We start from the raw sequence: 22148 nt of genomic DNA on the forward strand, positions 1-22148 counted from the left end.
TTGATTGTGGTGTGTGGAAATGGAGTGTTTCGGCGCTGACTATGCGCGGCCGAGAAGGCGCTTGATGCGCTTGGTGTCTGCCTTGGCAACGTCCTCGGTGCCCTTCAGGCGACGGGTGCGCTTGGAAGGCTTGCCCTCCAGGAGGTGGCGGCGGTTGGCCTGCTCGCGACGCAGCTTGCCGGAGCCGGTCACCTTGATGCGCTTGGCGGTGCCCTTGTGAGTCTTCTGCTTCATGAGAATTAAATCCTTAAATCCTAAGTGGAGCGTGGTCTACTTCTTGCCTTTGCGGACGGGCCCAAGAACCATGGTCATGTTGCGACCATCCTGCTTGGGGCGCGACTCCACGACGCCAACCTCTGCGACGTCATCAGCCAAACGCTCCAGCAGACGGAAACCGAGCTCCGGGCGCGACTGCTCGCGACCACGGAACATGATGGTTACCTTTACCTTGGAACCCTTCTCCAGGAAGCGCACCACGTTGCCCTTTTTGGTCTCGTAATCGTGATCATCAATCTTCGGACGGAACTTCTGTTCCTTCACCACGGTTTGCTGCTGATTCTTACGGGACTCGCGGGCCTTCTGGGCCTGCTCGTACTTAAACTTGCCGTAATCCATGATCTTGGCTACGGGCGGCTTCGCGTTCGGGGCGACCTCGACCAAGTCAAGGTCTGCTTCGTACGCGAGCTTGCGAGCATCGTCTGTACGAACGATGCCCACCTGTTCACCACCGGGGCCAACAAGACGGACCTCGGGTACTCGGATGCGCTCATTAATGCGAGCTTCAGCGCTGATTGTGGTTCTCCTCGATTGTGGGGGCTAGTAGTGTGCCTACCGTGACCACAAACGAATAAATCCCGGTGCCATAGGCATCCGGGAGTTTCTTTTCAAGCACGCGCCATAAATGGCGCCTACTCTTAACCTTTATCCTGCACTGGACAATTCATCCTGCGCGGCATCGGGTGGGAGAAACTCCGCTTGCGGCCCAAGTACCTCCTGGAGGAGGCGCTACGGGCGGTAGTGCGCACTACTCTATCACCGCGATCATCGTGAGCCAAATCGGCGTGCCGACGTGTTTGTCGATACCTCTCTTGTAGCGGTTGACGACGTCCCTACCACCGCTGATGGCGCACTGGGTTGCGCGCAACCTTCCAACGGCGTTAGTGCTCTGGCTTTCAGCGCCTCAGAGACCACTCGGTCAACTCCGGCGGCTAGCATGTCGAGGGCGGGTATCGCTTCATCGGCATACTCCCCAGGCATAGTGACCTCAATGGCCAGACCCACCGCGCTATTCTCCGCAGTTCCGCCGCCTGCAGTTTCTCGAACTCCAATTTGACGGTGAGTATATCCGTTATCAGTTTCAGATAATCCCCAGCCACCTTTGGCGCGGGTGTCCGGCAGCTTATCAAGCCCATTGTCTTGCCACTCCACGATGTCATCCATCGCGTCATACACTTGCTCAGCTTCTGGTATGCACGGCAAGTGCGCGCCGAACTTCGCTTGTTCTTCGAGCGACCACGTGGAATAGCCAAAGGGTTCGGCAAATTCACCGGTTGAGTCATACTCTTTCAACAGGGATTTCACCGCGCTGCCGGCATCCCCCTCGGTCCATTGGACGTGGGACCACAGTGCATAGGCTGCATCATTATCAGATTCTTTAATTGCGAGGTCCACGAGCTCGAGGCTAGCTCCATCACGCAGAGCGGCAATGGCGATGGGAACCTTCACGGTCGACCATGCAGGTTCATGGCCCTTGAGGCCAGCGTTGAACGTCTTCTTTTTATCCGCCACGGACACACCGGCACGAACGTCAAACTCGCTTTCTACGTCGGCGATAACGGCGCGCAGCTGCGAGGACACGTCGAAATTCGGCGTATCACCCTCACCTGCTTCTTCAGTAGATGGATGCTTGATGTTCTGTTCAGGGCTCGAACAGCCAGTTAAGGTTGTTGCCACGGCGAGGCAAAGAGCTAAAGCAGCCATGGGTGTGTTCTTCTGCCCCACCATCACACCATCTCCTGGAGGAACCCTCCCGTATAGGAGCCTTCTACCTGCGCCACGTCCTCCGGCGTGCCTTGGGCCACGACAGTTCCGCCACCGGAACCGCCTTCTGGCCCCATATCCACGATCCAGTCGGCGGCCTTGATGACGTCTAGGTTGTGCTCAATGATGATGACCGAATTGCCCTTGTCCACCAGCCCCTGGATGACGAGCATAAGTTTGCGGATGTCCTCAAAATGCAAACCAGTCGTCGGCTCATCCAAGATGTAGACCGTGCGTCCATTCGTGCGCTTCTGAAGCTCGGATGCCAGCTTTACGCGCTGTGCCTCACCACCAGAAAGCGTCGTGGCGGCCTGACCCAAGCGGACATATCCCAGGCCTACCTCCACCAAAGTGTTGAGGTAGCGATGAATTGAGGTGATGGGTTCGAAGAACTCGGCTGCCTCCGAAATCGGCATATCGAGAACCTCTGCGATGTTCTTACCTTTATAAAGGACCTCCAGCGTTTCGCGGTTATAGCGGGCACCATCACAGACCTCGCACGGCACGTAAACATCGGGCAGGAAGTTCATTTCAATCTTGATGGTGCCGTCGCCTTGGCAGGCCTCACAGCGTCCACCCTTAACGTTGAAGGAGAACCGCCCCGGCTTGTAGCCGCGGACCTTCGCCTCCTGGGTTTCCGCGAAAAGATTACGAATCTTGTCGAAGACGCCTGTGTAGGTTGCCGGATTCGAGCGCGGGGTGCGGCCGATGGGGCTCTGGTCCACCTGCACCAGCTTGTCTAGGTGTTCCACGCCCTCCACGCGTGTGGCACGACCGGGCACTTGGCGGGCACGGTTGAGCTTGTTGGCCAAGGTCTTAGCCAGGATCTGGTTGACCACTGTGGACTTTCCTGAGCCAGACACACCAGTGACGCAGACGAGGACGCCCAGTGGAATCTCGACGTCAATACCCTTGAGGTTATTCTCGCGCGCGCCGACGACCTTGAGCATGCGCTCGGGGTCAATCTCACGGCGTGTATCCGGGACCGCAAGCTTCTTCTTTCCTGACAGATACTGCCCCGTCAGGGACTCCTCCACGGATTCGATACCGGCGGGTTCTCCCTGATAGACCACAGTTCCGCCAAATTCGCCGGCGCGAGGCCCAACGTCGACAAGCCAGTCCGCTTCCCGGATGGTGTCTTCATCATGTTCCACCACAATCAAGGTGTTTCCGATATCGCGCAGGCGCTTCAACGTGGCGATAAGGCGCTGATTATCGCGCTGGTGCAGGCCAATCGAGGGCTCATCCAGCACGTAGAGGACTCCCGCCAGACCAGAACCAATCTGGGTGGCGAGTCGAATGCGCTGTGCTTCACCGCCGGACAACGTGGAGGCGCCGCGGTCAAGGGTCAGGTAGTTCAGGCCGACGTCGAGAAGAAAGCGCAGGCGAGCCTGGATTTCTTTGAGCACGGCACCGGCGATGATCTCCTCGCGGTGGCCCAACACGAGCGAGTCGAGGAACTCCGCCGCCTCCTCGATGGACAGCGCCGTCAAGCCAGCGATGGACTGCTCGCCATGTGCGGTGGAGGCTAAGCGCACCGCCAAGATTTCCGGCTTCAGGCGGGTACCGCCACAAGCGTTACAAGGCACGCGGCGGGTGTACTGAAGCAGACGGTCCTTCTGGGATTCAGAATCCGTCTGATCGAGCTTGCGTTCCAAGAAGCCGATGGCACCCTCGAACGGCGCGGTCCAGTTGCGCTGGCGGCCATAGCGGTTCTTATAGCGCACGCTGACTTCCACATCCGTGCCATAAATCAGCGCGTGGCGCTGCTCCTTGCTCAGCTCGGACACCGGGGTGCGCGGATCAAAGTCCAGGGCTTTCGCTAGCCCTTCAACCAGTTTGACAAAATATCGCGCATTGGGGCTCGACGTCCACGGTTGGATGGCTTCGACAGCCGGGGCATCCGGATCCGGGATCAACAAATCCACATCCACTTCAAGGCGCGTGCCCAAGCCATCGCACACCGGGCAGGAACCGAAAGGCGCGTTGAACGAGAACGCGCGAGGCTCGTATTCCTCAATGGTCAGCGTATGGCCGTTGGGGCAGGCTGCTTTCTCCGAGTAGGTGTGAGTGAGCTCTTCGCGGTCTACGAAATCCAGGGTGACTAGGCCGTCTGCCAAGCGCAGTGCTGTTTCCACCGAATCCGTCAGCCGCTGCTTTTGGGAAGCCTTCACCTGCAGGCGGTCCACGACGACATCGATGTCGTGCTTGATCTGCTTCTTCAGCTTGGGCGGGTCACTGAGCTGGTAAAGCTCACCATCCACCCGAACGCGGGAATAACCCTGCGCCGCGAGATCTGCGAAGAGGTCAACGAACTCGCCCTTGCGGCGGCGCACCACAGGGGCAAGGACCTGGAACTTCAGCTTCTCCTCGTGACTTAAGACCTCATCCACGATCTGCTGCGGGGTTTGGCGCTCAATGACGGCATCGCACTCAGGACAGTGTGCTGTACCCGCGCGAGAAAAGAGCAAACGCAGGTAGTCATAAATTTCAGTGATGGTTCCGACGGTGGAACGCGGATTGTGGTTGGTGGATTTTTGGTCAATGGACACCGCCGGTGATAAGCCATCGATAAACTCGACGTCCGGCTTATCCATTTGGCCAAGGAACATGCGCGCATAAGAGCTTAAGGACTCCACGTAGCGCCGCTGGCCCTCGGCGAAGATGGTGTCAAAGGCGAGTGAGGACTTACCGGATCCTGATAGACCGGTAAACACCACCAGGTTATCGCGCGGAATGTCGATATCCACGCCCTTGAGGTTGTGCTCACGCGCACCTCGTACGACCAAACGATCAGCCACTAGTTGCTGCCTTCCTACACAAAAGAATGTGTGTTCAGAGAGTTCTCACTCAGAATGTACCCGTATGGTTGGACTTATGAACAACGCGCTTGAGCTTCACAAAATTTCCGTGTCCGAGATGGACAACAATTGCTACCTGTTGTGCGCCGGTGACGAAGCGCTGCTTATCGACGCCTCCGCTGACGCCCCTGCGCTGCTCTCCTTGGCCGCCGACCATGGGGTAAAGATCACTTCCGTTCTCACCACGCACCGTCATTGGGACCACGTGCGCGCGCTCAAAGAGGTTCTGGATAAAACCGGTGCCGTGCATTACTCCTCTTTCCTGGACTCCCCTGCCTTGCCGGCACCCGTCGACGTCGAGCTGGAGCACGGCGATACGCTCCCATTCGCCGGCTACGAACTACCCGTTATTATTCTGCGCGGACACACCCCCGGCGGTGCGGCCATTGCCGCAGAGATTGATGGGGTTACCAACCTTTTCGTTGGTGATTCACTCTTTCCTGGCGGAGTGGGCAAGACCACCTCGGAAGGTGACTTCGTGCGTCTGTACAAGGATGTCACGCAGCGTCTCTTTGATGTCTACCCGGACGAAGCGATCGTCCGCCCTGGGCACGGCGCACCCACCACGCTCGGCGCAGAGCGCCCGCACATGGACGAATGGTGGGAGCGGCGTTGGTAACAACTTATTAACTGCCGCACTGACAGCGGCACTTGCTTAACCCGCGTACTATGGTGTGACGAACGTCTTTAAAGATCTATTGAATGGAGCACGTTATGATTCGTAAATTTGCCCGTCCTATGCTGGCCTCCGTGTTTGTCTGGGATGGTGTGGATACGCTCCGCAACACCTCGGAGCACGTCGCGGACACCGAGTCCGCGCTCAAGCGCCTGCGCAAGGTGCTGCCCCGCGAATATGCAGGCTACATCCCAAATGACCCAGAGCTCGTTACCCGCGCACTCGGCGGTGCAAAGACCGCTGCAGGTACCACCTTGGCACTGGGCAAAGCCCCGCGCACCTCGGCTGCAGTGCTCGCGCTGACGCACGTCCCTAACCTGGTGGGCAACGCTTTCTGGACCGCCGATTCCAAGAAGGACAAGGAAGCACAGCGCAACAGCTTCATCACCAACACTGCCCTACTTGGTGCCTTGGCCATTGTTACGCAGGACACCGAAGGCAAGCCCTCCGTGCGTTGGCGTGCTGCCAAGGCCTCGGAGCGTGCCAACAAGAAGATCCAGCAGGCGCTGCCGGGTAAGTCCGAGCAGCAGAAGTTCGCAGAAGACTTCTCCAACCGCGCCAACGAGATTTCTTCTGATGTGACCAATAAGGCTAATGACTGGTTCGAAACCGCCAAGGACTACGTCGAGGACAACCGTGATGATTGGGAGTCCGCTGGCCGGGACTTCATCGACTCCGCGCGCTCCTTCGTCGAGGACAAGGCTGAGACCGCTCGTGAGTTCTTTGAGGAGAACAAAGATGATTGGCTTGACGCTGCACGTGACAACACCGAAACCGCCCGCAAGGGGCTGGTAAAGGCAGCCGGCAAGGCACAGGACCGCGCTGACGAGGCCCTAGCCAAGGCAGATTCGCTCGACGGAAAGCGCGCCCAGAAGAAGGCTCGCAAGCGCGCTGAGAAGCTCCAGAAGCAAGCCTCCAAGAAGCTGGATAAAGCTTTCAAGAAGTTTGGTGACCGCTTCTAAGCTCTTCTTCCTACGCTGCGGAAAGCCCCGCAACGCACCGCGATAATCACCGCGGTGGAGACAACAACGGCTCAGCTAGTATGCTGGGCCGTTGTTCTTTTTCCTGTCCACTCTTCCTTTATCTCCCTTCTTACTTCCCGTCTGTTCACGAGAAGCCTTCATACGCACCCAAGGAGCCTTGTGTCTGAATCTTCACCCGCGACTCACACCGGGAAAACCAGCGCCCACGCGAGCGAGCAGAGCGCCGAAATAGCCAGCGAACAAGCCTATGTCGACGGCCTCTTTGAGCGTCTGGACAACGAGGTCCACGCTGCCAATGTACGCCTCAACGAGGTGCAAGCAGCCGTCGACCCTCATACCCCAGATGCTGATGCTCTCGTGCGCCGCGAAACCGAGTACCACGGCCTACAAGCAAAACTGGATCGGCTTAACGTTGCCCAACTCGGTCTAGTTTTTGGGCGCATCGACATTGATGCACCTGGCGATAATCCCACCCCGGAAGGCCTCGACCGCCGCTATATCGGCCGCATGGGACTTGATGCCCGGGAGGAGGACTACCGCACGCTTCTTTTGGATTGGCGTGCCCCGATGGCGCGGCCCTTCTACCTGGCAACCACTGCGCACCCTGAAGGGGTTCACGTCCGCCGGCATATCAGGACTACCGGTCGCACTGTCACCGGTATTAGCGACGAGATCCTCGAAGGAGACAACACTGCAGAAAGCAGCGATGTCGCTAGTGAATCCGCCCTCCACCACGTCATGCAGCGTGCCCGCACTGGCCATATGCCCTCCATCGTGGAGACCATTCAGCGCGAACAGGATGAGATCATCCGTGACAGCACGCGCGGCGTCATAGTGGTCGAAGGCGGACCAGGAACCGGCAAGACGGCGGTGGCGCTGCACCGTGTGGCTTACTTGCTCTACACCTACCGCGAACAATTAGCCGCCACGGGCGTGCTCATCGTGGGCCCCAATTCCACCTTCCTGGAATACATTTCCCGAGTACTCCCGGAACTTGGTGAGACCGGCGTTGTACTCTCCACCATTTCTTCTCTCTTCCCCAGCATCGAGGCTACACACTCTGAATCCTTGCTCGCCCGCGAAATCAAGGGTTCCGAGGCCATGGTGGAGATTCTCGGCAACGCGGTGAAGGACTACCAGCGTTTACCCGAGCAGCTGCGCACGCTGGAGATCGATCGGCTCGAGCTCACCGTGGACCCCCAGATGGTCAAGGCAGCACGAACCCGCGCACGGCGCTCGCGCAAGCCGCACAACGATGCTCAAGCGGCGTTTGCGGAACACCTCATTGAATCGCTGGCCCAACAGATGGCCGAACGCATCGGTTCTGATCCGCTGGGAGGTGCCAACCTGCTCTCCCGCGCAGATGTGGACCAGCTCCACGATGATCTTGCTGAAGAACCACAGGTCCTGGAGCTCATCGACGAGTTCTGGCCCCATCTGGCGCCTACAGATGTGCTCGCCGAGCTCCTGAGCAGCACCGAACGCATCGATTCAGCGGCCAGCGCCTACGATGAGGAAACCCGGGGTGCCCTCTACCGCGAGGATGGCCGGGCTTGGGCGGCGTCGGATGCTGCGCTTCTCGACGAGCTCGCTGTCCTCATCGGCATGCCAGACCCAGAAGCGGAACGCGCTGCAGAGGAGAAGGAATGGCGTGAGCAGGTAGCCGAGGCAGAAGATGCCCTCGATATTCTGAGCTCATCTGATTCCACCGACAACGATGATGACATGTTCGAAGCGGAGATTCTCTCTGCCCACGACGTCATCGATGCCGAGCACCTCGCTCGACGCCACGAAGTTCGGGATTCCCGCACCACCGCTCAACGTGCCCGCGAGGACTACACGTGGGCTTACGGGCACGTCATCGTCGACGAGGCACAGGAGTTGACCCCAATGGAGTGGCGTATGATTTTCCGGCGCAGCCCTTCCCGGTGGATGACGCTCGTCGGCGATACCTCCCAGACTGGAGCTCCCGCCGGCGTTGATGATTGGGGCGAGACTCTCGAGCCTTTCGTCGGCCAGCGCTTCCGATTGCACGGTCTGAGTGTCAACTACCGAACCCCGCGCCCGATCACTGAGCTGGCCAACCAGCTCCTTCAATCCATCAACCCCGAGGCGACGCCAGGCATCGCGGTGCGCGACGGTGTGGACGTTATCTGGCAGGACGGTGAGAGCGACCTTCAGCCCGCAACCTTCCAGGACGCTGACGGGCGCCTGCGCGCTGTGATCACCGCAGCCAACGTTGAGCAGATCAAAGGACTGGAGTTTGACCACGTCACCGTAGTCAATCCGGATGACATCGTGGAAGCGTCCCCGCAGGGTCTGCACAACCTCTACGTGGCGCTGACGCGTGCGACGCAGTCCCTCACCATCGCCGGCCGCTACGCGGAGGTTTTCCGTTAATCTGGTGCGCATGGCACTTTCCGATATCGCCCGCAAAGTCGAATCCACCGCAAATGCTTACTCGCTCAAGCGCTCAGCACGCAAAGGCTGGCGCCCCAGTGTTACTGGCTATGCCGGCTACGGCAACGAGGAATTCGTCCACGTGCTGGGGCGGGTCCTCATGCATGACCCTGCCGCCGAAGAGCGCGATACGTGGGCTCAACGCGGATACCGCCAGTTCTTCACCATTCAGGTCACGCACCACGAGGTTGAAGTTACGGTTGGCGGGAAAACGGTAGCGGGCACCACGAACGACAACGGCTATGTCGACGTGCTAGTCCATGACCACGGGCTCGAACCTGGTTGGCACGAGGTCACCATCCGGGCCAAGGGCGCCGAGGAAGCCAGCGCGGAGGTCCTCATCGTGGATAAGGACACGACCTTCGGTGTGGTCAGCGATATCGATGACACCATCATGGTGACGTGGCTGCCACGCGCGATGATTGCGGCGTGGAATTCTTGGGTCAAGCGCACCAATACGCGCAAACCAGTAGAAGGCATGGCCAGCTTCTACCGAGAGATCTCCCAGCAGCACCCAGAAGCTCCCTTCATTTACCTCTCCACCGGTGCGTGGAACACCTATGACACGTTGGTGAATTTCATGGCGGACAACGGATTCCCCCGTGGCCCGCTACTCCTGACGGATTGGGGGCCTACACCTACCGGCCTCTTCCGCAATGGCCTGGAGCACAAGCGCGTCCAATTGCGAAACCTGTTCATCGCTTTCCGCAAACTGCGCTGGCTGCTCATCGGCGATGATGGACAGCACGATCCCTTGACCTATGCGGACGCGGCAGCGGAGCACCCCAACCATGTGGCAGCAGTTGCGATACGCAACCTCACACCGCAGGAGCAGCTGCTGTCCCACGGTTCGCTCGCCCCTTTGGTAAAGGTCAACGAGCAGTCTTCTTTCGATATCCCGCTCATTCAAGGCACCGACGGTAACGCCCTTGCCAGTGCCTACCGCATTCTTCCTTCCAGCTAGGAAGATAAGAAAAAGCGCGCAGCGGCCCAGGTAACTCCTTCTTTGAAGGTCTCTGGGCGCTGCGCGCCGTGCACGCAATAAAGTGCTAGTTGACGGTGTGGACAATCATGACATCGCAATCAGACTGACGTGCGACATCCGCCGGAACCGAACCAAGCAGGCGGCCGGTCAGGGAGTTGATTCCACGGTTACCCACGATGAGCAGGTCTGCCTTGTTGTCGTTGACAATGGACATCAGGGCCTGAACCGGGGTTCCCGGGCGCACAGCGGTCTCCACCTTCGCCACGCCGAACTTCTCTGCGTGCTCCTTGCCAGAGGCGAGGTTGGCCTGGGCCTTCTCATCACCGAGAATCGTCACGGAATCCTGGCGCAAAGTCTTGGAAGCCTGCTCCTGGTTCTCGTAGTAGGCGCAACCGATGATGAGGGTGGCATCGAAGGCTGCGGCGATCTTGGCGGCGCGCTCCACAGCAAGCAGGGAGGACTTGGAACCGTCGGTGCCGACCACGATCTTGTTGTAATCGCTCATGATGACCTTTCTTCGCTGGCCTCAACCATGAGGCCACCGCTTGACAAAATTTTAAAGCTTTTGCGCACCCGCTAGTCTAACAACGCTGGCGCGTTCACGTCGATCAGCGCGCACGAGGCTCAGCGCGCCATGTTCTGCCCTAGTCAGTGGTGTTGACCACGACGACGTCAGCGTGGGCTTTACGAGTGAGCTCCGTCGCCACGGAGCCGAACACGCGACCACGCACCGAATGAATTCCCTTGTTACCCACAACGAACATATCAACGTCATGGTCCCTGCCGACCTCGAGGAGCGAATTCACCGGGTCACCGGACTTAGCGATGATCTCAATCCGCTCCGCCCCCTCGCCGTGCGCAATCTCCGCGGCATTGTTGAGGAAGCTTTCCGACATCTCTTCGCTCACAACCGGTACTCGGGCATCCTCTGAGTTCGGGGCGCCGAGCATCGAACCCGAGTGGTTGTAGAAAGCAGACACGATAATCAGCGTCGCGTCATAAGCGCGTGCCATGGACGCGGCAGAACGAACAGCGCGCATGGACGTCTGAGAACCATCGGTTCCGACAGCGATAACGTTGTAGCTCAGCATAATTCTCCTTATAAGTAGCGATTAATCCTTAACAGTATGACACGGTCTGCTATGCCGAGACGGATTTTACCCGCACATTGAGTTGGCAAATTTCAGGACTAGGCGCGTCGTCAAATGCCGGCCTCCTTGAGACCGCGTTGCTCCTTTTTCAGATCAGCGATCTCATCGCGCAAGCGCCCCGCCAACTCGAATTTGAGCTCCCGGGCTGCCTCGCGCATTTGGGTCGTTAGGTCGTCGATAAGCGCCTGCACCTCGTCGGCAGCCATGGAGGACACATCCGGCTTGTCGACGATGGCCGTGGGATCCGCGTCCTGCCCCTGCTCATCGGCGTTCTCATAAACCTGGTCCAAGATATCGGCGATCTTTTTGCGTAGCGGCTGCGGGTCGATGCCGTGCTCCTTGTTATAGGCAATCTGCTTCTCACGGCGGCGCTCAGTCTCCTCGATGGCTTCCTGCATTGAGTCCGTAATCTTATCGGCGTACATGATGACCTCACCGGACACATTTCGGGCGGCGCGGCCAATAGTCTGAATAAGCGAGGTGGTGGAGCGCAGAAAACCTTCCTTATCGGCATCCAAGATGGCGACAAGTGAAACTTCAGGAAGGTCGAGGCCCTCACGCAGCAGGTTGATGCCCACGAGGACATCGAATTCCCCCAAGCGCAATTGGCGCAGCAGCTCCACGCGCTGAAGCGTGTCAATATCCGAGTGGAGGTAGCGCACCTTGATACCGTGTTCCAGCAAATAGTCCGTGAGGTCCTCTGCCATGCGTTTGGTCAACGTCGTGACCAGGACGCGCTCCTGCTTCGCGGTGCGGGCGCGGACCTCATCGATGAGATCATCAATCTGGCCCTTGGTGGGCTTGACCGTCACCTTGGGATCTACGAGGCCGGTGGGGCGAATGACCTGTTCCACGAACTCGCCGCCGGAAGCCGTCATTTCGAAATCACCGGGCGTCGCCGACATGTACACCGCTTGTCCCACACGTTCTTCGAACTCATCGAAAGTGAGCGGACGGTTGTCTACGGCAGAAGGCAAACGGAAGCCAAACTCCACGAGGTTGCGCTTGCGGGCCATATCGCCCTCAAACATGCCGCCGATCTGCGGGACGGTCACGTGAGACTCATCGATGATGGTGAGGAAGTCCTCTGGGAAATAGTCCAGGAGTGTCGCCGGCGCGGAGCCGGCGGGACGTCCATCAACGTGGCGCGAATAGTTCTCAATGCCGGAGCAAAAGCCCACCTGCTCGATCATCTCAAGGTCGTATTCGGTACGCATGCGCAGGCGCTGCGCTTCGAGCAACTTGCCGCGGTTCTCCAGCTCCGCGAGGCGCTCCGCGAGCTCCTCCTTGATGTCCTCGATGGCACGGGCCATGCGCTCTGGCCCAGCTACATAGTGCGTTGCGGGGAAGATTCTTACCTCGTCGACCCGCTCCAGCACGTCGCCCGTCAAGGGGTGGATGTAGTAGAGCTCGTCCACGTCATCGCCGAAGAACTCGATGCGCACCGCGCGCTCTTCATAGGCAGGGATAATATCCACGGTATCGCCCTTGACGCGGAAGGTTCCGCGCGTAAAGCCCACGTCATTGCGCTCATACTGAATATCCACGAGCAAGCGGAGGAAGCGATCGCGGTCGATCTCCTCCCCTTCCTCTAGCACAACAGAGCGATCAAGATAGGACTGCGGCGTGCCCAGACCGTAGATACACGACACAGAAGAAACCACAACCACATCACGGCGAGAAAGAAGAGCTGACGTGGCGGAGTGGCGGAGGCGCTCCACGTCCTCATTGATAGAGGAGTCCTTCTCAATGTAGGTATCCGTCTGCGCGATATAGGCTTCCGGTTGGTAGTAGTCGTAATAGGAGACGAAGTACTCCACCGCGTTGTGTGGGAGAAGCTGGCGCAGCTCATTTGCCAGCTGCGCCGCCAGCGTTTTATTCGGCGCCATCACAAGTGTTGGGCGCTGCTGCTTTTCGATGAGCCAGGCGGCTGTCGCGGATTTACCGGTACCCGTGGCACCCATGAGTACCACGTCGCGCTCGCCGCGACTGAGCCGCTCATCCAGTTCCGCGATGGCGGCGGGCTGGTCGCCAGCGGGCTGGAATTCGGACTCAACACGGAACTCGGCTGAGCGCCGCTCGATTTCGCCAACAGGGCGATGTTCGGAGACGGGCAGGATGGGGTGTTCAGCAGCAAAAGCCATGCTGACCAGTCTAACGCGCACACCACGAAACCTGCTAGGGCCCACTGGCTAGGCAACCTGTCTCACCTGTGTCTGTGAAGGGAGGCCTCACTGCATTTTAGGGCAACGCCGCGCGCGTCCTGCGCAACCACAGTTCAAGCTCACCCGTGGTTTCCCACAACGCATAAATCGGGGAACTGTTGGGCTCCATCGCTGTATTGATTTTCTTGCGCAACCAGGCCCGGGTCTGTGGTGTGCGCAAAGCTTTAACGTCATCCGCGCTAATTCCAGCGGGGAGCCTATCTTCAGGCGTGGTGGCCAATGCCCCCAAGGCAATGATTACCTCGGCATCATCGACGTCGATGGGAGAATCCACGCAGCTTTTCTTAAACGTATCAAGATCGAAGGAGCCATCACGGATTGCCGCGAGCACTTCGCACGCGGCGTGATTATCAAAAGGCCCAACATCCCACGTCCCCATGGAGGTGCAGATTAAGCAGGGAATGTGAACGGAATGCGAGCACAAGGTAAATTTTAGCCGCCATATCCTTTAAAAGTTGGCGCTCTCCTTTAGAATCTGCTGACATGAAGCTTCGTTCTCTTACCAGCGCGTTGACCATTGCCGGACTAGTGCCTGTCGCTATCGTGACCCACTCCCCTGCGGCCCATGCGTCACCGTGTACGGCCTACTCGAGGTCCGGCAGCTTCACGTCGAAACCCGAGACTTCCGGCTCTTCGCTCGGTGGGCTCGACGTCCTACTCGGCAGCTCTTCCCGGTCCAGCAGTTCGGGCAATACTGAGGCACCACAGCGCAGCAACTATAACCAGCGCCAGATCAGCGGCGGGCCAACCCAAATCATGCAGCTCATCACTGGTTCCGGTTCTCCAAACCGCACCGACCGGAAGTTTGATATTTCCGGAACTGACCTCGGCATCGCCTACTCGGATGGCGCGGGCAAATCCTACTATGTCTTCGGCGATTCCATGGATTGCTCAAGCGAGGGCGACGGGTGGCGTTCCAACCTCCTTTTGCGCACGAGCGACCACGACTATGGTGACGGCCTGCGCCTGGAGGAAGCACTAACGAACTCTGGATGGTCGGCTCAAGGCCGGGCTAAGGAGTTCATCCCTTCCCAGAAGGTGGGAGATAAAGACACCAACGGCGAGCGCACCACTATCCCCACGGCCGGCATAGTGGTCGACGGCGTGCACTACATCGACTACATGTCGGTGCGCTCCTGGCACGATCCGAAGACCGGCTGGTCCACCAACTTTGGCGCGACCGTGAAGTCGACTGATGGCGGAGTCACGTGGCGCGCAGTGCCAGAGGCCACCCGAACCAACACTAGCCACGGTGCGAACGCGCCGATTCCCGGCGGCGCCAACTACCGCAAAGGGTTTGAAAAACTTCAACAATCAGCCTTCATCGAGCACGACGAGTACATTTACCGCTTCACCACCGGCAACGGCCGCCGCGGCCCAGCATATTTGTCCCGTGCGTTGAAGTCGGAGTTTCCTAACGAGGAAGCCTTCAGCTACTACTCTGACGGCTCCTGGGTGAAGAATCCGGCGCGCGCCACCGAGGTACTCGACGGCAAGGTATCCGAACTCTCTGTGGCTTACAACCACTACTTGGGCAAATACATCACTATGTACGGGGTGGAGGGCGAAGGCATCGTTATGCGCACGGCCGATAGCCCAGAAGGCCCATGGTCGCCGCGCCGCATGCTGGTGAGTGAAAAGACCACCAAGGTCGTCAGCGGCCAGCCGCTCAATGACACCTATGCTCCCTTCGTTCTGCCGAACCAGGACGATCAGCACCTCTATTACACTCTGACGTCCTGGCATGACTACAACACCATGCTCATGCGCACAGACCTCGACTTCGTGGGCGAAGACATGGAAAACAACGACCACGTTGAAGTCTCTGACGTCGTAGCGACGCGTTAGTTAATTGCGCGTCCCTAGGCGAACCGGGAGCGGAGCTTGTCGACGACCCCGTCAACCTGCGCATCGAGCTTATCGCGAGCGCCGTTGTTATCAATAATGAAATCAGCAGCGGCGCGGCGCACATCGTCCGGGACCTGCGCGGCTATCCGGCGGCGCGCATCCCCCTCATCCAGCCCGCGATACTCCACGAGGCGGCGAACCCGCTCCTCCACATCGACGTCAACGACGATGGTGGCGTCCATATTTTTGTGTAGACCCTTGTCCACGAGGAGCGGCATGTCATACACCACGAAGTCGGCGCCAGCGCGGCGCGCGGAGTCGAAGCGGGCCTGGGTTTCCTCCTGAATACGCGGGTGCGTAATGGAGTTGAGGAGATCGGTCTTCTCCCGGCTGGCGAAAGCGCGGGAAGCCAGCAACCCACGATCGAGGCTTCCATCGGCTTGAAGGATATCCTCCCCGAAAGCGTCTGCTAACTCAGCGAGCGCCGGTTGCCCCGGTTCAACGATGTCCCGAGCTATCTGATCGGCATCAACTAGCTCCCATCCGTGGTGCAGGAGAAGCTGCGCCACTGTAGATTTTCCGCTGCCGATACCGCCGGTGAGTCCAATGAGCTTCATACCGGCTTAGGATACGCGAAAGGCCGCCCCTCCCGCAGTGGGAGAAGCGGCCTTTCTCAAGAGCTAGACCATCGCGGGTTCATCGCTGAGTGCGAACCGAGAAAGATCCATTCTTAGTTGCCAGCGAGCTTGTCGCGCAGAGCAGCGAGCTGCTCGTCGGATGCGAGGGAGCCGCCAACCTCTGCCTGAGAATCGGATGCCGGAGCTGCATCCTGAGACTCGGAAGAGTAGTTGGAGTTGGCAGCGGACTCAGCGGCCTCAGCAGCTGCAGCACGGTTGCGCTCGATCTGAGCGGTGTGCAGGTTGAAGCGACGCTCGGACTCGGCGTAGCGAGCCTCCCAAGCCTGACGCTGCTCGTCGTAGCCCTCGAGCCACTCGTTGGTCTCTGGGTCGAAGCCCTCCGGGAACACGTAGTTGCCCTGCTCGTCGTAGGAGTCAGCCATGCCGTACTTGGACGGATCGAACTCGTCAGTGTAGTCCTCGTCGGCCTGCTTAACAGACAGGGAGATACGACGACGCTCGAGGTCGATGTCGATGACCTTGACCATGACTTCCTGGCCAACGTTGACAACCTGGTCCGGAACCTCCACGTGGCGCTGAGCCAGCTCGGAGATGTGGACGAGGCCCTCGATGCCCTCCTCGACGCGAACGAAGGCGCCGAACGGAACGAGCTTGGTGACCTTGCCCGGGACGATCTGGCCCACAGCGTGGGTGCGGGCGAAGACGCGCCACGGATCTTCCTGGGTTGCCTTCAGGGACAGGGACACGCGCTCGCGGTCCAGGTCGACGTCGAGAACCTCGACGGTGACCTCGTCGCCCACGGTGACAACCTCAGACGGGTGGTCGATGTGCTTCCAGGACAGCTCGGAAACGTGAACCAGGCCGTCGACACCGCCGAGATCGACGAAGGCGCCGAAGTTGACGATGGAGGAGACAACGCCCTTGCGGACCTGCCCCTTCTGCAGCTGGTGCAGGAACTCGGAGCGGACCTCGGACTGGGTCTGCTCGAGGTATGCGCGGCGGGACAGGACAACGTTGTTACGCTGCTTGTCCAGCTCGATGATCTTGGCCTCGAGCTCCTGGCCGATGTACGGCTCCAGGTCGCGAACGCGGCGCATCTCAACGAGGGAAGCCGGGAGGAAGCCACGGAGGCCGATGTCGAGGATGAGACCACCCTTGACAACCTCGATGACGGTACCGGTAACCGGCTCTTCCTTGGCGTGCAGCTCTTCGACGGCGCCCCAAGCGCGCTCGTACTGTGCGCGCTTCTTGGACAGGATCAGACGGCCTTCCTTGTCCTCCTTGGTGAGAACAAGTGCGTCGATCTCGTCGCCGACCTCGACAACCTCATCCGGGTTGACGTCGTGCTTGATAGAGAGCTCGCGGGACGGGATGACGCCCTCGGTCTTGTAACCGATGTCGAGCAGGACCTCGTCGTGGTCAACCTTGACCACGGTGCCCTCGACGATGTCACCATCGTTGAAGTACTTGATGGTGGCGTCGACGGCTGCGAGGAAGTCCTCTGCGGTTCCGATGTCGTTGATCGCAACCTGAGGGGTGTTAGAAGTTGGCATGTAGTTATGCTCCGAATAAACGTAGGAGATCGTAATTGGACAGTTACGCGTCTCTTGAAAAGCGTCATTAAGCAGCGCAAATGCGCAAGGCTTAAGATGGATTTCAATCCCGACTCGCAGCCGTGCCGAGCTCTCCTACAGTAGCCCAGCGCGTCCCGAGTCATAGACACGCCCGTACAACCCTACATCCTCGCAGCTAAAACGGCAAATACAACACGGAAAAGAAATTGGAAAAGTGAGAATGTCTTCTGCAGCCTTTTCTGCTTCCTCAGCCAATCGCAATTTTTGGGATCGTGACGCCGATTCCTACCACGCGGAACACCCCGAATATCTATCCTCTTTCTACTGGTGTCCTGAGATGCTGCACGAGGCGGAAGCGCAGCTACTGGGCGATGTCTCCTCCGCTACCGTCCTCGAGCTCGGCTGCGGCTCCGCGCCTTGCACGCAGTGGCTGCAAGGACGCGCGCGCTTTGCCACGGGCTTCGATCTCTCGTCTGGAATGCTTTCCCATGCCGAGAGTGGCCTACCGCTCGTTCAGGCTGATGTCCTAGCACTTCCCTATCGTGACGGATCCTTCGACGTCGTCTTCTCCGCCTTTGGCGCCCTTCCCTTCGTGGCCAACCTTGACCAGGCACTGAACGAAGTCCACCGTGTTCTGCACCCTCATGGCCGCTTCGTCTTTTCTGTGCCACACCCCATGCGTTGGGTCTTCCCCGATGATCCACAGGACCTCACTGCGCAGCTGTCTTATTTTGAACGCGCCTACCTAGAGCAGGATGACAGCGGTGAGCTCAGCTATGCCGAGTTCCACCGCACGATGGGCGATTGGGTGCGAGCACTCCAAGTGCGCGGTGCATTTGAAATTCGCAACCTCATCGAACCCGAGTGGCCGGAGGAAAACACACTTACGTGGGGACAATGGTCGCCTGAGCGGGGAGCCATTTTCCCCGGCACCGCCATCTTCGTGTGCGAAGCACGGTAGGTCAGACACTACCTCCCCTGGTATCGAATCAATCGGCTGCAGCGAACTAAGCTGACAGCCATGCTTCTAGAACGCCTCGGGATTTTCGCGCGCCGCGCAGTGGCCTGGTGGATTGATGCCTTTCTCGCCGCCGCCATCATCGTGGCACTCAAGTGGCTTATCAACCTCATCGCCGATGAAGTGCTGAGCGGTCGAGCAGGCGCTGTCTATGACATCGTTGCCCTCGCACTCGTCTTCTACGTCTACCGAGTGTGGGTAGAGGCCGCAAAGCAGACTTCCCTGGGTAAGTGGTCGCTAAAGCTAGAAGTCATTGCTGAGCATCCCGGAATCGGCAGCGCAGCCGTTCGCAACGGCTGGCTCCTTCTCACACTTCTCGCGTTGACAGGACTCCCCTTCGTGGAGGCAACCATCCTGGGCATCCTCGGCCTCAGCGTCCTGCTGCTGGGACAAACCCCATTCGACCTCCTTGCCGGATGTTTGGTCGAGCGCCGCACGCCCACCGAAGACGAGCGCGCGGTGGGCTTGACCTAAGCCCTAGTGCGCTGCGGCATCCCAGTTTTTGCCCACACCAACGGAGACCTCAAGGGGCACAGTCAACTCGATAGCCTTGTCCATCTCTCGCTCCACGATGCGCTGGACGTCCTCCGCTTCGCCGGGAGCCACCTCCACGACGAGTTCATCGTGAACCTGGAGCAAGACGCGCGAGGCCAAACCTTCAAGCGCCTTGTCCACGCGAATCATGGCCACCTTGATAATGTCTGCTGCAGTTCCCTGAATCGGGGCGTTGAGCGCTGCGCGCTCGGCGTTCTCGCGAGCAACACGATTATCGGAGTTCAGCTCCGGTAGGTAGCGGCGGCGCCCGAAGACCGTGGAGGTGTAGCCGTCCTTTCGAGCTTGCACGACAACTTCGTCGAGGTAGCGCTTTACACCACCAAATCGCTCAAAGTAGCTCTCCATGATCTCCTTGGCTTCCCGTGCGGGGATGCCCAGCTGTTGCGACAAGCCAAATGCGGATAGCCCATAGACCAAGCCATAGGACATGGCCTTGACTCGGCGGCGCAGCTCTGGGGTGACCTCATCGACAGGAACATCGAAGACCTTGGAACCAACGTAGTTATGGAGGTCCTCACCCTCCCGGTAGGCCTCAATAAGCCCAGGGTCGGCAGAAAGGTGCGCCATGACTCGCATCTCAATCTGCGAGTAATCGGCCGTAATCAAGGTTTCGAAGTCTTCACCGACCACGAAGGCCGAGCGGATCTGGCGACCAGCCTCCGTGCGCACCGGGATGTTCTGCAGATTCGGCTCGGTCGAGGATAGGCGGCCGGTTGAAGTCACCGTCTGGTTAAACGTGGTGTGAATGCGGCCATCCGGCTGAATGGTCTTGATGAGCCCCTCCAGCGTCGTCTTCATTTTCTGGTATTCGCGGTGCGCCAGCAGGTGATCCAGGAAGGGGTGCGGATGGGTAGCGGCCAGCTGCTCAATTTCCTTAGCTGCGGTCGAATAACCTGTCTTAGTCTTCTTCGTCTTCGGCATATCGAAAGTATCGAAGAGCACCGCCTGCAGCTGCTTCGGGGAATTCAGGTTAAGAGAATCATCACCAGCCAACTCGCGGGCGGCGCGTTCCTGCTCATTGACCTGCTCAATGAAAGCATCACGCTGCGTTTCCAAGACATCGCGGTCAACTGCAATACCAGCGGCCTCCATCTGGGCCAGGATGGTCACGAGCGGCAACTCAAGGTCCGTATACAACTCGAAGGAATCAATCTCTTGGAGTTGACTAGTCAGTTCTGCCGCCAGCTCCATGATGGCGCCGGCCTGTTCTACAAGTTGATTGTCATCCAAGAGGGAAAGCTGCTCCGTGGCCACCCCCAAGGACTTCTGCAGATGGCGCTGGTACACGTCCGTCAACGCATACGTGCGCTGACCTGGGCGCAGGAGGTAGGCCGCCAGGGCTGTGTCATGGGCAATTCCACGTAGTTCAATCCCTCGCCCCGCCAGCATGTGCCAAGTAGCCTTTGCCTCGTGCACATACTTCGGCGCATCTGATGACAACCACGCGGCCAGGGCGGCGTCATCTTCTGCATCCAGGTCCGCCAATTCAATCTGGAGTCCTTCAAAAGCTGAATCGACCAGTGCTAGCGCTGCCGCATCTCCTGCACCTGGGGTTCCGTCACCCTGCACGAATACCGCGACATGCTTTTTACCTTCGAGCCACTTAGCCAGCGGCGTGTCCACCACGGTCACCGATACATCCGGCGTTTCCTCCGCCGCGGCAGCTTCGGCGGCGGCATCGTGCGGGACGGCGTTGAGGACCCGCTCGCGCAGGTTGGTGCCAAATTCCAACTCGTCGAAGCGAGCCGCGACCTCGCTAGCGACCGCTCCCTTGAATTCCAGGTCTGCCGGTCCAACCTCCAGGTCCATGTCCGTCACCATTTGGGTGAGCTTCCGGTTGAGCTTGACCTGTTCAATGCGGTCGCGGAAGTTCTGGCCCGCCACTCCCTTGATTTCCTCGGCATGCTCGATGAGGCCATCGAGGGAACCATACTGGGTAATCCATTTCGTGGCGGTCTTCTCCCCCACTTTCGGAACGGAAGGCAAGTTATCGGAAGGATCTCCGCGCAGGGCTGCGAAATCCGGGTACTGCTCGGGGCTCAGGCCGTACTTCTCCTTCACCGCCTCCGGTGTGAAGCGATGCAGCTTGGACACCCCGCGCATGGGATAAAGGACGGTCGTGGAGTCGTCGACAAGCTGCAAATAGTCGCGGTCACCGGTAACCAGGAAAGTCTCATAGTCCGCGCCCGCCTGTGTGGACAACGTGGCCACGATGTCATCGGCCTCGAAATTCTCGCGCGAGAGCGTGGTAATTCCCAACGTTTCCAGCACGTCACGAATGAGCTCAACCTGGCCGCGAAACTCTTCGGGGGCGGCCTCTCGTTGCGCCTTGTACTCGGGGAACATGTCGGTACGGAAGGTCTTGCGGCCCACGTCGAAGGCTACAGCGACGAAGTCCGGCTTCTCCTCGGCGAGGATATTCGCCAGCATGGACAGGAAGCCGTATACCGCGTTCGTGTGCTGGCCACCCGAGGTGGAAAAGTTCTCCGCGGGCAGTGCATAAAATGCGCGAAAGGCCATGGAGTGGCCGTCAATGAGCAAGAGTCGGGGCTGAGAAGTAGTCACCCGGCCCATCCTAACGTGTTGCACGGAGCGGCACCGTTGAGGGCCGTAGGCAGGCAATTAGGTTCACATTGGTCGGCTGCGCTACTATCGTTGCTTGTGCGCCCCTGTAGCCCAATTGGCAGAGGCAACGGATTCAAAACCCGTGTAGTGTGAGTTCGAGTCTCACCAGGGGCACAATTCCACCCCGCAACAGACCCTGTTGTGGGGTGTTAGCGTTTTCAACCGAAAGGAATCCGTTACCATGCGTCGCACTATCATCGCTGTGAGCACCGCCGTTGCCCTCACCTTGGGTGGTACCACCGTGGCTACTGCCGCAGATTCGAGTGCCGACAAGGAGGTTTCCTCCAAGGTGGAAGGCTCCTCCTACTACCAGGAGCTGCGTAAGTCTGCGGCGTCCTCGGACGATCCGCAGCTCAACACTTTCTACACCGTGCTTCTCGACGGCCTTGTAGGCCTCGCTGCCTTCGCCATCTTGGGTTCGATCTACGGCGAGGTGGCCAAGCGCTTGCCGATGTAGGCAACGTATAACCTTCTATGGGCTGAATAGTTTGCATAAGCCCTTCGCGGAG

Annotated in this window: 19 protein-coding genes and 1 tRNA gene; 9 read left to right on the forward strand and 11 right to left on the reverse strand. The window is 59.1% G+C overall.

Annotated elements, in window-relative coordinates; all coding sequences use genetic code 11:
- Window positions 1-39: 39 nt before the first annotated feature.
- The 4 genes from rpmI to uvrA form a co-directional block, all read right to left on the reverse strand.
- On the reverse strand, window positions 40-234 hold the full coding sequence (rpmI, locus tag HMPREF2781_RS06435) for a 50S ribosomal protein L35 (RefSeq protein ID WP_039675593.1): 195 nt from the start codon (window positions 232-234) through the stop codon (window positions 40-42).
- Between the two features lie 36 nt (window positions 235-270).
- Window positions 271-792 carry a translation initiation factor IF-3 gene (infC, locus tag HMPREF2781_RS06440; RefSeq protein ID WP_080550383.1) on the reverse strand — a complete coding sequence of 174 codons (522 nt, stop codon included), beginning with the start codon at window positions 790-792 and terminating at the stop codon, window positions 271-273.
- 249 nt (window positions 793-1041) lie between these two features.
- Entirely contained in the window at window positions 1042-1980 is a 939-nt protein-coding gene (locus HMPREF2781_RS06445; protein WP_246821795.1) for a serine hydrolase, read from the reverse strand.
- A gap of 23 nt (window positions 1981-2003) precedes the next feature.
- Window positions 2004-4841, reverse strand: a complete 2838-nt coding sequence (uvrA, locus tag HMPREF2781_RS06450) for an excinuclease ABC subunit UvrA (RefSeq protein ID WP_070644840.1) — start codon at window positions 4839-4841, stop codon at window positions 2004-2006.
- Between the two features lie 76 nt (window positions 4842-4917).
- Between uvrA and HMPREF2781_RS06455 the strand changes: the two genes are divergently transcribed.
- The 4 genes from HMPREF2781_RS06455 (at window position 4918) to HMPREF2781_RS06470 (ending at window position 9984) form a co-directional block, all read left to right on the forward strand.
- Window positions 4918-5520 carry an MBL fold metallo-hydrolase gene (locus tag HMPREF2781_RS06455; RefSeq protein ID WP_070644842.1) on the forward strand — a complete coding sequence of 201 codons (603 nt, stop codon included), beginning with the start codon at window positions 4918-4920 and terminating at the stop codon, window positions 5518-5520.
- A gap of 95 nt (window positions 5521-5615) precedes the next feature.
- Window positions 5616-6539, forward strand: a complete 924-nt coding sequence (locus tag HMPREF2781_RS06460) for a DoxX family protein (RefSeq protein ID WP_070446965.1) — start codon at window positions 5616-5618, stop codon at window positions 6537-6539.
- Between the two features lie 180 nt (window positions 6540-6719).
- Entirely contained in the window at window positions 6720-8960 is a 2241-nt protein-coding gene (locus tag HMPREF2781_RS06465; protein WP_070644844.1) for a HelD family protein, read from the forward strand.
- A gap of 10 nt (window positions 8961-8970) precedes the next feature.
- A complete protein-coding gene (locus tag HMPREF2781_RS06470; protein ID WP_070446892.1) occupies window positions 8971-9984 on the forward strand; it encodes an App1 family protein in 1014 nt (337 codons plus the stop codon).
- 85 nt (window positions 9985-10069) lie between these two features.
- Here HMPREF2781_RS06470 and HMPREF2781_RS06475 read toward each other — a convergent pair whose 3' ends face one another.
- The 4 genes from HMPREF2781_RS06475 to HMPREF2781_RS06490 form a co-directional block, all read right to left on the reverse strand.
- Window positions 10070-10510 carry a universal stress protein gene (locus tag HMPREF2781_RS06475; protein ID WP_070446890.1) on the reverse strand — a complete coding sequence of 147 codons (441 nt, stop codon included), beginning with the start codon at window positions 10508-10510 and terminating at the stop codon, window positions 10070-10072.
- Window positions 10511-10649: 139 nt separating this feature from the next.
- Window positions 10650-11096 (reverse strand): universal stress protein, encoded by a 447-nt coding sequence (locus HMPREF2781_RS06480; RefSeq protein WP_070644846.1) that lies wholly within the window; start codon window positions 11094-11096, stop codon window positions 10650-10652.
- 110 nt (window positions 11097-11206) lie between these two features.
- Entirely contained in the window at window positions 11207-13300 is a 2094-nt protein-coding gene (gene uvrB, locus HMPREF2781_RS06485; RefSeq protein WP_070446886.1) for an excinuclease ABC subunit UvrB, read from the reverse strand.
- A gap of 97 nt (window positions 13301-13397) precedes the next feature.
- A complete protein-coding gene (locus HMPREF2781_RS06490; RefSeq protein WP_201828125.1) occupies window positions 13398-13760 on the reverse strand; it encodes a DUF4259 domain-containing protein in 363 nt (120 codons plus the stop codon).
- A gap of 104 nt (window positions 13761-13864) precedes the next feature.
- On the opposite strand from HMPREF2781_RS06490, the gene HMPREF2781_RS06495 reads away from it, so the two are divergent.
- Window positions 13865-15229: a DUF4185 domain-containing protein gene (locus HMPREF2781_RS06495; RefSeq protein WP_070644849.1), complete on the forward strand. Its 1365-nt coding sequence runs from the start codon at window positions 13865-13867 to the stop codon at window positions 15227-15229.
- A 14-nt stretch (window positions 15230-15243) separates the two neighbouring features.
- Here HMPREF2781_RS06495 and coaE read toward each other — a convergent pair whose 3' ends face one another.
- Window positions 15244-15846 (reverse strand): dephospho-CoA kinase, encoded by a 603-nt coding sequence (coaE, locus tag HMPREF2781_RS06500; protein WP_070644851.1) that lies wholly within the window; start codon window positions 15844-15846, stop codon window positions 15244-15246.
- A 113-nt stretch (window positions 15847-15959) separates the two neighbouring features.
- Window positions 15960-17420, reverse strand: a complete 1461-nt coding sequence (gene rpsA / locus HMPREF2781_RS06505; protein WP_010190105.1) for a 30S ribosomal protein S1 — start codon at window positions 17418-17420, stop codon at window positions 15960-15962.
- Window positions 17421-17661: 241 nt separating this feature from the next.
- Here rpsA and HMPREF2781_RS06510 point away from each other — a divergent pair, with 241 nt between their 5' ends.
- Together HMPREF2781_RS06510 and HMPREF2781_RS06515 are read left to right on the forward strand one after the other, a co-directional pair.
- Window positions 17662-18402, forward strand: coding sequence for a class I SAM-dependent DNA methyltransferase (locus tag HMPREF2781_RS06510; RefSeq protein WP_070644853.1), 741 nt, complete (start codon window positions 17662-17664; stop codon window positions 18400-18402).
- Window positions 18403-18462: 60 nt separating this feature from the next.
- The gene (locus tag HMPREF2781_RS06515) at window positions 18463-18933 is read left to right on the forward strand and encodes an RDD family protein (protein WP_070644855.1); all 471 of its coding nucleotides are present in this window, start codon (window positions 18463-18465) and stop codon (window positions 18931-18933) included.
- Window positions 18934-18936: 3 nt separating this feature from the next.
- On the opposite strand, the gene polA is transcribed toward HMPREF2781_RS06515, so the two are convergent.
- Complete coding sequence (gene polA, locus HMPREF2781_RS06520) at window positions 18937-21588, reverse strand: DNA polymerase I (protein WP_070644857.1); 2652 nt, start codon at window positions 21586-21588, stop codon at window positions 18937-18939.
- A gap of 91 nt (window positions 21589-21679) precedes the next feature.
- Between polA and HMPREF2781_RS06525 the strand changes: the two genes are divergently transcribed.
- Together HMPREF2781_RS06525 and HMPREF2781_RS06530 are read left to right on the forward strand one after the other, a co-directional pair.
- Window positions 21680-21753, forward strand: a tRNA-Leu gene (locus HMPREF2781_RS06525).
- Between the two features lie 67 nt (window positions 21754-21820).
- Window positions 21821-22096 carry a hypothetical protein gene (locus HMPREF2781_RS06530; protein ID WP_070446871.1) on the forward strand — a complete coding sequence of 92 codons (276 nt, stop codon included), beginning with the start codon at window positions 21821-21823 and terminating at the stop codon, window positions 22094-22096.
- Window positions 22097-22148 lie beyond the last annotated feature (52 nt).

Source organism: Corynebacterium sp. HMSC062A03 (assembly GCF_001811145.1).
Classification (GTDB): Bacteria; Actinomycetota; Actinomycetes; order Mycobacteriales; family Mycobacteriaceae; genus Corynebacterium; species Corynebacterium aurimucosum.

Coding starts and splice junctions, on each gene's coding strand:
- rpsA (WP_010190105.1), bottom strand. CDS start 17,420: ATGCCAACTTCTAACACCCCTCAGGTTGCGATCAACGACATCGGAACC.
- coaE (WP_070644851.1), bottom strand. CDS start 15,846: ATGAAGCTCATTGGACTCACCGGCGGTATCGGCAGCGGAAAATCTACA.
- HMPREF2781_RS06495 (WP_070644849.1), top strand. CDS start 13,865: ATGAAGCTTCGTTCTCTTACCAGCGCGTTGACCATTGCCGGACTAGTG.
- rpmI (WP_039675593.1), bottom strand. CDS start 234: ATGAAGCAGAAGACTCACAAGGGCACCGCCAAGCGCATCAAGGTGACC.
- HMPREF2781_RS06445 (WP_246821795.1), bottom strand. CDS start 1,980: ATGGCTGCTTTAGCTCTTTGCCTCGCCGTGGCAACAACCTTAACTGGC.
- HMPREF2781_RS06530 (WP_070446871.1), top strand. CDS start 21,821: ATGCGTCGCACTATCATCGCTGTGAGCACCGCCGTTGCCCTCACCTTG.
- polA (WP_070644857.1), bottom strand. CDS start 21,588: ATGGGCCGGGTGACTACTTCTCAGCCCCGACTCTTGCTCATTGACGGC.
- HMPREF2781_RS06475 (WP_070446890.1), bottom strand. CDS start 10,510: ATGAGCGATTACAACAAGATCGTGGTCGGCACCGACGGTTCCAAGTCC.
- HMPREF2781_RS06490 (WP_201828125.1), bottom strand. CDS start 13,760: ATGGGGACGTGGGATGTTGGGCCTTTTGATAATCACGCCGCGTGCGAA.
- HMPREF2781_RS06460 (WP_070446965.1), top strand. CDS start 5,616: ATGATTCGTAAATTTGCCCGTCCTATGCTGGCCTCCGTGTTTGTCTGG.
- HMPREF2781_RS06470 (WP_070446892.1), top strand. CDS start 8,971: ATGGCACTTTCCGATATCGCCCGCAAAGTCGAATCCACCGCAAATGCT.
- HMPREF2781_RS06480 (WP_070644846.1), bottom strand. CDS start 11,096: ATGCTGAGCTACAACGTTATCGCTGTCGGAACCGATGGTTCTCAGACG.
- HMPREF2781_RS06510 (WP_070644853.1), top strand. CDS start 17,662: ATGTCTTCTGCAGCCTTTTCTGCTTCCTCAGCCAATCGCAATTTTTGG.
- HMPREF2781_RS06515 (WP_070644855.1), top strand. CDS start 18,463: ATGCTTCTAGAACGCCTCGGGATTTTCGCGCGCCGCGCAGTGGCCTGG.
- HMPREF2781_RS06455 (WP_070644842.1), top strand. CDS start 4,918: ATGAACAACGCGCTTGAGCTTCACAAAATTTCCGTGTCCGAGATGGAC.
- uvrB (WP_070446886.1), bottom strand. CDS start 13,300: ATGGCTTTTGCTGCTGAACACCCCATCCTGCCCGTCTCCGAACATCGC.